We start from the raw sequence: 7,926 nt of genomic DNA on the forward strand, positions 1-7,926 counted from the left end.
GAAAAGCAAAAGGGGCCTGGATTAGACCAGACCCCTTTCAGAAGGAAGATTCGCAGCGAAGCGTGGAACGGCTTACCAGCGGTCGGAGCGCATCAGCGGTTCCCACTGGCCGTCACGGCGGCGGTACACCGTGATCGCGCCATAGGCCTGCTCGCCGTCGGCGGTGAAGCGCATCGAGCTGGTCACCGGCGACACCGGGTCGATCGTGTGCAGCTTTTCGCGCAGCTTGACCGAATCGACGCTGTCCGCACGGCGCATCGCATCGGCGATCACGTACATCGCGTCATAGGCGTAGTGGGCGCCCCACACCGGGTCGGCCTTGAAGACGGTCTGGAACTTCTTCAGGAAGGTCGGGCCGGCCGCGAACTCGCGCGGCTCCAGCGCGCTCGAGGTGACGTACAGCGTGGTCACGTCGTTCGGCGACTTGGCCAGCTTCTCGGTCTTCGACGAGTTGGTCGACAGCACCGGCACGCCCGACAGGCCGGCGGCCTTCATCTGCTCGAACAGCGGCAGCAGCTGGTTGTCGCGCAGCACGGCCACCAGCACGTCGGGCGGGGTGGCCTTCAGCTTGGCGACGAAGGCGGCGAAGTCGGTGGTCTTGTTGTTGACCGACTCGTTCAGCGTGACCTTCTTCTTCAGCTTGCCGAGCGCTTCGCTCACGTCCTTGCTCATCGGGCGGCCGAAGGCGGTGTCTTCGAAGACGATCGCGACGTTGGTCGCGTTCAGGCTCTCGGCGATGTAGCCGCCGATCGCCTTGGCCTGCAGGCCGTCATTGGCCACCAGGCGGAAGGTGTTGCCGTCGCCCAGCTTGGCCAGTTCGACCGCCGACGAGGTGAACAGCTGCGGGATGTTGGCGCTCTTGTAGATCGGGATCGTGACCTCGGAGATGTCCGAGCTCAGGTGGCCGATCACCGCGGTGACCTTCTGGTCGACCAGCTCCTGCGCGACCTTCTTGGCCGTTTCCTTGTCGGCCTTGTCGTCGACGGCGACGACCTCGATCTTCACGACCTTGCCGGCCACCTTGAAACCCGAGGCATTCAGCTCGTCGGCCGCCATCTTGACGCCGTTCAGCAGGTCCTGGCCGCGCGCGGCCGACGGGCCGGACAGCGGTTGTGCCACGCCGATCTTGATGGTGGGCGGGATGCTCGGTCCGCAAGCCGCCAGCAGGGCGAGAGAGGCGGCAGCCACGACCGATGACAGCCGGGCGGGACGGAAAATGCGCATGCGGGGTTCTCCAGAGTGTGAACGAACGTCATCGAACGGTGCGACGACGTAGACGAAGCAGTGACAAGTTGTCTCAGTAGAAATGTATCTGCATCAGTGCCCCCCGCGGGGCAGGTACTCACTGCCAAATCGCCGCAGGGGTGACAATTCGCACATCGCCGCCCATTCAAATTCGTGAAATGACACAGAAGAAGTTCGACCTGGCCAAGAACCTGGCCCTGAAGCTCAACAACCAGCTGAAGGCGGGCGGGGTGCCCGGCCGCTTCGGCCAGGAGGCCACGGCCCCGGTCGACAAGCGTGAGCAGCGCCGCCGCGACGCCGCCGCCGGGCTGGTGCCGTTCGCCTGCAAGCTGCCGTCCGAGCTGGCGCAGCAGCTGAGCGAGCGGGCGGTGGCGCACGAGGGCGGCATGACCGGGCTGCTGGTCGAGCTGCTGGGCAAGGCGCTGAAGAAGAAGCCGGCCGAGAAATAGATCGCCCGGTTTGCAATAGGGACGGGCCTCCAGGCGTACACAGGGGATCCTCACACCCACGGAGACCCAGATGATGAAGACCAAGACCCTCGTTCCGCTGCTCGGCGCGCTCGTGCTGGCCGCCTGCTCGTCGATGTCGTCGATGATGGGCGGCCCGGCGCCGGCCAAGACCGCCGATGGCGCGCTGGTCGGCAGCGCCAACAGCATGACGCTCTACACCTTCGACCGCGACACGGCCGGCACCGGCAAGAGCGTCTGCAACGGCCCGTGCGCGACCAACTGGCCGCCGCTGATGGCCGACGATGCCGCGAAGGCAAACGGCGACTGGAGCGTCGTGACCCGCGACGACGGCAAGAAGCAGTGGGCCTTCAAGGGCAAGCCGCTGTACTTCTGGGCCAAGGACGCGAAGCCGGGCGACAAGACCGGCGACGGATTCAACGGCGTGTGGCACACCGCCACGCCTTGAGCGTCCGCAGGTCTCAGGCGTAGACCGTGACGACCTGGTAGCCCAGCGCCGCCAGGTCGCCGCTCGGCGACCACAGCTTCGACACCTGGTTCACGTAGCCGCCGGCCGCCGCCAGCGCCTCGGTGTCGATGCGCCACCAGCCGTCGGCCGGCAGTTCGTGCGCGACCGGACGCAGCTCCAGCTCCCAGGACACTGAACTGGCCGGCGTCGGCCGCTTGAAGCGGCTGAGCGCCGGCGTCGGCGGGGCGTCGGCCAGCAGCACGGTCAGCAGTTCCAGCGGCAGTGGCTGCGGCTCGCCCTTGGTGCGCAGGTGGATGCGGCTGTGCCAGGTGTCGGTGCCGGTGAACGGCAGCCCGCCTTCGGCCCAGCGCATGTCCAGGTGCTGCATGAAATTGGGCGCGATGCCGGGAATGAACGGCAGCGCCGGTGTGTCGTCCGGACCGCGCTCGGCCGCCGGCATCGCCGGCGCCAGCCCGGGCAGCGTGGTTTCGCGCTCGCTGCCGAACACGCCCAGCAGCAGGGCTGCGGTCTCGCCGCCTTGCTGCACCTGCGCCTGCACCTGGCGCACGTTCCTGCCTTCGCGCAGCACCCGCACCGCCACCTGCACCGGGCCTTGCGCGACCGGGCCGATGAAGCTCGTCTGCAACGCGCGCAACTGCACGTCGGCCGGCCAGCCCGCGCCCGCGACGTCGCGCATCGCCTGCACCGCCAGCGTCGAGATCAGGCCGCCGAACGAGGTGCGGCCTTGCAGCCAGTCTTCGCTGACCTCGAAGCGCACCGCATCGCCATCGCGCGTGCGCGCCGCGAGCAACTGGGAGAGGGGAATGAAGTCGGCCATGGGAATCCTCACATCAATGAATCGCCGGCAGCTCGCGCCGCTCGGCATCGCTTCGGAAACCGAGTTCGATCAGCGCCATCACGTCGATCGCCTGCGCGGCCGGCACCGGGTTCGGCGCGCCGGCGACGATCGCGTCGCGCACGCCGGCGTAGTACGCCGGGTAGTCGCCGCGCAGCAGCGGCACGGCGCCCATCTGCAGCGTCTCGCCTTCGGGGCCGAGCGTGCTGAGTGTGCTCAGCGTCGCCGCCTGCGTGTCGACGCCCCAGTCGGCGCCCGGCAGCGGGCGCTGGCCGGCCTTCAGCGCGTCCTCCTGCGCATCCAGCCCCCATTTGACGAAGCTGCCGCGCGTGCCGTGCGCGGCGAAGCGCGGGCCGGGCAGGGCGGTCAGCGCGCTGGCGCGCAGCGTCACGCTCAAGCCGCCGGCGTAGACGAGGCGGGCATCGAAGGCGTCGTCGTTGACGGCCCCGTCGCGCTGCCGCGCCAGGTCGAGCCGCAGCGTTTGCGGCCAGCCGAACAGCTGCAGCGCCTGGTCGAGCAGGTGCGGGCCGAGGTCGAACCACAGGCCGCCGCCGACCGGCGACTGCTCGCGCCAGCGCGGCCGCACCAGCGGGCGGAAGCGGTCGAAGCGCGACTCGAGCTCGACGACGCGCCCCAGCTCGCCGCGCGCCAGCAGCGCGCGCAGCGTCAGGAAATCGCCATCCCAGCGCCGGTTGTGGAACACCGACAGCACGCGCCGGTGCTCGCGCGCCACGGCATCCAGCTGCTGCGCCTGCGCGAGCGTCACGGTGAAGGGCTTGTCGACGACCACGTGCTTGCCGGCCTGCAGCGCGGCGAGCGCCAGCGGGTGGTGGCTGTCGTTCGGGCTCGCGATGACGACCAAGTCGACGTCGTCGCGCGCACACAGCCCCAGCGGATCGGCCTCGACCGGCAGCCCCGGCCAGTCGCGCGCCACCTTGGCCGCGTCGCTGCTCGCGAAGGCGGCCAGCCGCAGCCCGGGGACGCTCGCGATCAGCGGCGCATGGAAGGTCTGGCCGGCGAAGCCGTAGCCGACCAGGCCGACACGCACGGCCGAGGTGGAGGAATGGGGCACGAGAGGAGGCATGAGGGCGATGTTTCGAATGAATGTCCGAGGAGTGTGGCGGGGCACTGTAACGGAGCCGGCCGCGCGGCAATGGCATGATGCGCGCCGCACTTTCAGAAGGATGCCCTGCCCATGAGTTTCGCTCCCCGCTTCGCTGCCGCCCATTGGCTGCTCGCCGCCTGCATCGCCGGCCTGGCTGCCATGCCCGCCCTTGCGGCCGACAAGCCGAAGAAGGAATCGACGCTGGGCAAGGCCAAGCCCGGCGCGCCCTTCCTGAGCAAGGAACAGCTGCGCGCCTGCCTGGCGCAGAACGACCGCGTGAAAGCGCAGCTCGCCGAGACGCTGCCGCTGCAGGCCCCGCTGAAGAAGGAAGGCGACGACCTCGCCGCCGCCGGCGACGCGCTGAAGGCCGACCGCGCCGCGATCGACACCACCGACGAGGCGGCCGTGAAGGCCTTCAACGAGCGCCTGGCCGCCCGCGACAAGGCCGTCGAGGCCTACAAGGCCCGCAGCGCCGAGTACAACACCAAGGTCGAGGCGCTGCAGGCCGACAAGGCGTCGTACATCGCCAATTGCGATGGCCGTCGCTATTTCGAGGATGAGGAATTGCAGATCAAGGCCGGCAAGTAACGCGCGGCCTGCCTCCTAGAATCGGCGGCTTCTTCCCTGACCGAGAGAAGCCGCCATGACCGTTGCCACAAGCAGTCGCCAGAACAACCCGTTGCTGCAGCCCTGGGAGGCACCGCACGGGCTCCCGCCGTTCGACACCGCCCGCCCCGAACATTTCGCCGAGGCCTTCGAGGTGGCGCTCACCGACCAGCGTGCCGAGATCGACGCGATCGGCGCGCAGCTTGCCGCCCCGAGCTTCGACAACACGCTGGCGGCCTTCGACCGCAGCGGCCGGCTGCTCGCGCGGCTGGAGGGCCTGTTCCACAACCTCACCTCCAGCGAGACCTCGCCGGCGCTGCAGGCGGTGGAGCGGCAACTGGCGCCGCGCATGGCCGCGCACGGCAATGCGATCTACATGCATGCGGCGCTGTTCCAGCGCATCGACACGCTGTACGCGCAGCGCGAGTCGCTCGGCCTGACCGCCGAGCAGCGCCGCCTGCTGGAGCGCGTGCACCTCGAGTTCGTGCGCGCCGGCGCCAAGCTGCAGGGTGCGGCGCGCGAGCGCTACGGCGCGGTGATGGAGCGCCTGGCCGAGCTGACGACGCAGTTCGGGCAGAACGTGCTGGCCGATGAATCGGCCTTCCGCCTCGAACTGCGCGGCGAGCGCGACCTGGCGGGCCTGCCGGAGTTCGTGCGCGCCGCCGCGCGCCAGGCCGGTGCGGACCGTGGCATCGACGCCGCGGTGATCACGCTGTCGCGTTCGCACATCGTACCGTTCCTGACCTTCTCCGAGCGCCGCGATCTGCGCGAGCAGGCCTGGCGCGCGTGGGTGTCGCGCGGCGAGCACGACGGCGCGCACGACAACCGGCCGGTGGCGCGCGAGATCCTGCAGCTGCGTGCCGAGCAGGCCCGGCTGCACGGCCATGCGAGCTATGCCGACTACGCGCTCGGCGACACGATGGCCGGCTCGCAGGCCGCGGTGAACCGGCTGCTGCAGCAGGTGTGGGTGCCGGCGAAGGCGCGCGTGGCCGAGGAGCGCGAGGCGCTGAAGGCGCTGCTGCTGACGCTGCCGCAATCGCAGCGGCCAGCGCCCGGTGAATCGCAGGAAATCGAAGCCTGGGACTGGCGCTGCTACGCCGAGAAGGTGCGCCAGGCGCGCTACGACCTCGACGAGGCGACGGTCAAGCCGTACTTCCCGCTCGACCGCATGGTCGAGGCGGCGTTCGACTGTGCGCAACGCCTGTTCGGCCTGCGCTTCACGGTGCGCGAGGACATCCGCGCGTACCACCCCGACGTGAAGGTCTACGAGGTGAGCGGCAGCGATGGTGCGCTGGTCGGCATCTTCCTGCACGACAACTTCGCGCGGCCGAGCAAGCGCAGCGGCGCGTGGATGGGCTCGTACCGGCAGCAGACGCGCAACGTGATCGGTGGCGGCGATGTGCTGCCGATCGTCGTCAACAACAACAACTTCGCGAAGGGCTCGCCGGGCGCGCCGACGCTGCTGAGTTTCGACGATGCGGCCACGCTGTTCCACGAGTTCGGCCATGGCCTGCATGGCCTGCTGTCGAGCGTGACTTACGAGCGCCTGTCGGGCACCAACGTGCTGCGCGATTTCGTCGAGCTGCCGTCGCAGATCTTCGAGCACTGGCTGGCCGAGCCGGAGGTGCTGAAGCGCCATGCGCGGCACGTCGAGACCGGCGAGCCGATCCCGGATGCGCTGGTCGAGCGGCTGCAGGCGGCGCGCAAGTTCAACCAGGGCTACGAGACGGTGCGCTACACCGCGTCGGCGCTGGTCGACATGGCGGTGCATGCGGTGGGCAACCCCGAGGGCATCGACATCGTCGCGTTCGAGGCGGCCGAGCTGGAGCGCATCGGGCTGCCGCACGGGGTCGGGCTGAACCACCGGCTGCCGCACTTCCAGCACCTGTTCTCGAGCGCCAGCTATGCGGCCGGCTACTACGTGTACCTGTGGGCCGAGGTGCTCGACGCCGATGGTTATGACGCGTTCACCGAGGCGGGCAGTCCGTTCGATGCGGCGGTCGCGAAGCGGCTGCGGAAGCACGTGTATTCGGTGGGGAACAGCCGCGAGCCTGGGGAGACGTATCGAGCGTTCCGGGGGCGCGATGCGTCCGTGGAGCCGATGCTGCGTGAGCGGGGGCTGTTGACGTCCTCCTGACTTTCGCTGTCCGTTTGCGGCAAAGGCGCGCGGGGGGAGGCCGTGGCGCGCCGGACGGGTCGGTCATCGCCCCCTGGGGGGCGATGACTGCCCTCCGCTGTCTGATTTCATGGCCCGTCGCCGAAACTCCCGTCACTCACTTCGTTCGTTGTGGTCAAACAGTCGGCGACAGTCAGTTCACGAAGCGTGCTGGCGCACGCGGGCCATGAAATCAGCCAGCTCCGGCGACCCGTCCCTATTGGCGCTCCACGGCCTCCCCCCGCGCGCCTTTGCGACACCGCCGTGCTCCTTTGGGGGGTGAACACCGAAGTGAAGGTTGATCCCCGGATTGGCATCCGGGCTACGAACACACGCGGTTCGTGGGCGGGGCGGCCGGGGGCAGGCTGTGGGGGCGACTTCTGGGGCGACGGAGAAGATTGGTTTCGAGGGTGGCACGCGCCAGCGTGCTTCGTAGACCGACTCATCGCCACTGTTTGACCACAACGAACGAAGTGAGTGGAGGGAGTTTGGCGATGCACCCTCGAAGCCGATCTTCTTCGTGCAGTCGGCGCGCCAGCGCCGACCGCTCCAGCTGAGCCCCCACAGCCTGCCCCCGGCCGCTCTGCCCACGCGCACAGCAAGATCACCCAGCAGGAGGCGGCGGAAAGAGACGGTCGAGTCCCCCGAGGAATTCGGCGAAATCGATCGGCTTGGTCCAGTAGTCGTCGAAGCCGGCAGCGCGGGCCCGCGCGATGTCTTCGGGCATCGCGTTGGCCGACAGCGCAACGCAGCGGATGCCCGCCGTCTCCGGCTGAGCCCGCAGCCGCCGCAGCACCTCGAAGCCGTCGAAATCGGGCAACTGCATGTCGATCAGCACCAGGTCGGGCTGCAGTTCGCGGGCCCGCGTCACGCCGGCCTCGCCGCTCGGCGCCGACTCGATCGACAGGCCGGCCTGGCTGCGCACCAGTTCCTCGACCAGCAGCACATTGACCGGGTTGTCCTCGATGTACAGCAGTTGCCCGCGGGGCCTGTCCGGCGAGGATGCAGGCTGCCGCGCCGGCATCGCCGCCGGCTGCGCCGCAC

General features: G+C 69.3%; 8 protein-coding genes. 4 read left to right on the forward strand and 4 right to left on the reverse strand.

Annotation, left to right across the window (positions count from 1 at the left end):
- Nucleotides 1-72 precede the first annotated feature (72 nt).
- Nucleotides 73-1,224, reverse strand: a complete 1,152-nt coding sequence (locus tag ACXJLU_RS24160; RefSeq protein WP_073468497.1) for a branched-chain amino acid ABC transporter substrate-binding protein — start codon at nt 1,222-1,224, stop codon at nt 73-75.
- Nucleotides 1,225-1,403: 179 nt separating this feature from the next.
- Between ACXJLU_RS24160 and ACXJLU_RS24165 the strand changes: the two genes are divergently transcribed.
- Both ACXJLU_RS24165 and ACXJLU_RS24170 read left to right on the forward strand, forming a co-directional pair.
- Nucleotides 1,404-1,694 carry a hypothetical protein gene (locus ACXJLU_RS24165; RefSeq protein ID WP_457335365.1) on the forward strand — a complete coding sequence of 97 codons (291 nt, stop codon included), beginning with the start codon at nt 1,404-1,406 and terminating at the stop codon, nt 1,692-1,694.
- A gap of 73 nt (nt 1,695-1,767) precedes the next feature.
- Complete coding sequence (locus tag ACXJLU_RS24170) at nt 1,768-2,160, forward strand: COG4315 family predicted lipoprotein (RefSeq protein ID WP_369823011.1); 393 nt, start codon at nt 1,768-1,770, stop codon at nt 2,158-2,160.
- 13 nt (nt 2,161-2,173) lie between these two features.
- On the opposite strand, the gene ACXJLU_RS24175 is transcribed toward ACXJLU_RS24170, so the two are convergent.
- The gene (locus ACXJLU_RS24175; protein ID WP_457335368.1) at nt 2,174-2,998 is read right to left on the reverse strand and encodes an acyl-CoA thioesterase; all 825 of its coding nucleotides are present in this window, start codon (nt 2,996-2,998) and stop codon (nt 2,174-2,176) included.
- Between the two features lie 13 nt (nt 2,999-3,011).
- A complete protein-coding gene (locus tag ACXJLU_RS24180) occupies nt 3,012-4,100 on the reverse strand; it encodes an oxidoreductase (RefSeq protein WP_457335370.1) in 1,089 nt (362 codons plus the stop codon).
- A gap of 111 nt (nt 4,101-4,211) precedes the next feature.
- Between ACXJLU_RS24180 and ACXJLU_RS24185 the strand changes: the two genes are divergently transcribed.
- Nucleotides 4,212-4,709 carry a hypothetical protein gene (locus ACXJLU_RS24185; RefSeq protein ID WP_073468502.1) on the forward strand — a complete coding sequence of 166 codons (498 nt, stop codon included), beginning with the start codon at nt 4,212-4,214 and terminating at the stop codon, nt 4,707-4,709.
- Nucleotides 4,710-4,764: 55 nt separating this feature from the next.
- The gene (locus tag ACXJLU_RS24190; RefSeq protein ID WP_457335372.1) at nt 4,765-6,864 is read left to right on the forward strand and encodes a M3 family metallopeptidase; all 2,100 of its coding nucleotides are present in this window, start codon (nt 4,765-4,767) and stop codon (nt 6,862-6,864) included.
- A gap of 622 nt (nt 6,865-7,486) precedes the next feature.
- Here ACXJLU_RS24190 and ACXJLU_RS24195 read toward each other — a convergent pair.
- On the reverse strand, nt 7,487-7,926 hold a 440-nt coding region (locus ACXJLU_RS24195), incomplete at its 5' end, for a response regulator (protein ID WP_457335374.1).

Source organism: Rhizobacter sp. P5_C2 (assembly GCF_054049715.1).

Excerpts from the sequence above, each read along its gene's own strand:
- ACXJLU_RS24160 (WP_073468497.1), bottom strand. The coding sequence starts at position 1,224 with ATGCGCATTTTCCGTCCCGCCCGGCTGTCATCGGTCGTGGCTGCCGCC.
- ACXJLU_RS24165 (WP_457335365.1), top strand. The coding sequence starts at position 1,404 with ATGACACAGAAGAAGTTCGACCTGGCCAAGAACCTGGCCCTGAAGCTC.
- ACXJLU_RS24170 (WP_369823011.1), top strand. The coding sequence starts at position 1,768 with ATGAAGACCAAGACCCTCGTTCCGCTGCTCGGCGCGCTCGTGCTGGCC.
- ACXJLU_RS24175 (WP_457335368.1), bottom strand. The coding sequence starts at position 2,998 with ATGGCCGACTTCATTCCCCTCTCCCAGTTGCTCGCGGCGCGCACGCGC.
- ACXJLU_RS24180 (WP_457335370.1), bottom strand. The coding sequence starts at position 4,100 with ATGCCTCCTCTCGTGCCCCATTCCTCCACCTCGGCCGTGCGTGTCGGC.
- ACXJLU_RS24185 (WP_073468502.1), top strand. The coding sequence starts at position 4,212 with ATGAGTTTCGCTCCCCGCTTCGCTGCCGCCCATTGGCTGCTCGCCGCC.
- ACXJLU_RS24190 (WP_457335372.1), top strand. The coding sequence starts at position 4,765 with ATGACCGTTGCCACAAGCAGTCGCCAGAACAACCCGTTGCTGCAGCCC.